Annotated in this window: 1 protein-coding gene; it reads left to right on the forward strand. The window is 56.6% G+C overall.

The window, feature by feature from the left end:
• Window positions 1-111: 111 nt before the first annotated feature.
• Window positions 112-1,308 (forward strand): IS4 family transposase, encoded by a 1,197-nt coding sequence (locus tag RZA33_RS19260; RefSeq protein WP_317509339.1) that lies wholly within the window; start codon window positions 112-114, stop codon window positions 1,306-1,308.
• Window positions 1,309-1,333 lie beyond the last annotated feature (25 nt).

Genomic DNA, 1,333 nt, shown 5'->3' on the forward strand with positions numbered 1-1,333 from the left:
CTGAGGGATCCCCACGAATATTTTCAATAAAATCAGCGTGTAATGTTGAAGGAGCCTGCATGGGTCGGCATGTTGTTAATCGCCAAACAAACAATATGCCTAAGGAGACCCATGCAGGCCCCTCAATTCTTGCACAACTGGCTGACATCAGCACTCCCCTCTCTTCATGCCAAACGCCTTCAGGCACTACTGGATACGGTCGGTGCCTTGCTGACGGAGCGTCGACTGGGGTTAACAGCGCTGGGGCGTGCCTTGCCAGGGCCCGCGGCGCCTCGACACACCATCAAGCGCGTCGATCGGCTATTGGGTAACCGCCATTTGCACGAGGAGCGTCCCTTGTTTTATTGGCTTGTGGCCCACTTGTTGATCGGTCACACGATACGCCCTCTGATTCTGGTGGACTGGTCGCCGATCGATGACCACGGCCGACAGTTTTTACTGCGTGCCGCAATTCCCTTTGCCGGCCGTTCGTTGCCGATCTTCGAGAAAGTTCATGACAAGAACGGCTGCCCTTGCTGCGAAGCATATTTGTTAGCGGCGCTTGCCGAGATTTTGCCTCACGACGCCACACCAATCCTGGTCACCGATGCCGGTTTTCGTAACCCCTGGTTCCGCGCCGTCGAGGAGCGCGGTTGGTATTACGTTGGTCGCGTACGTCGCCCCACCCATTATCAGGCGAACGATCAAGCATGGCAGCCCGTCAAGACACTCTTTGAGCAAGCGACCACTCTACCTCGTGCCCTAGGATCGGTTCAGATAGCGCGAAGCAGCCCTCTGGTCACTCAGATGGTGTTGTATCACCGGCCGCCCAAGGGGCGTAAAGATTATAATAAGCGCGACCAGGTCTCTCAGGATAGCGCAAGCCGTACGATGGCACGGCGCCAGGAAGAACCCTGGGTGCTGGTCACCAACCTGCCAAATCGCTCAACCCTGGCAAAGAAAGTGGTGGCCATCTACCGGCAGCGGATGCAGATTGAAGAAGGCTTTCGCGACGTCAAAAGCCCGCTATTCGGTCTGGGCTTCGGGATGCATCAGTCTCGTCAAGGTAAGCGTATCGAGATCCTGCTGCTGATCGCAATGTTGGCCAATGTGGCCATGATGGTGGCTGGCCTGAGCGTCAGGGCCAATGGGGAACAAAAGCGCTACCAGAGCAACAGTATCACCCACCGAAATGTCCTGTCGGTGTGGCGTTTTGGGCTGGAATGGCTTCGCCGGCAGCCTCTCGGTGCTGTGCCCTGGCCGTCTTGGGCATCGCTTCAGGAAGCCCTGCGTGAAGAAGCGACTTATCAAGCGTTACATGATGAATAGCATCAACTTCGTGGGGATCCGTCAG

This window comes from Halovibrio sp. HP20-59, assembly GCF_033052795.2.
In the GTDB taxonomy this organism is placed as follows: domain Bacteria; phylum Pseudomonadota; class Gammaproteobacteria; order Pseudomonadales; family Halomonadaceae; genus Vreelandella.

Bases quoted from the DNA above. Each gene is read 5' to 3' on its own strand.
- RZA33_RS19260 (WP_317509339.1), top strand. From the start codon at position 112: ATGCAGGCCCCTCAATTCTTGCACAACTGGCTGACATCAGCACTCCCC.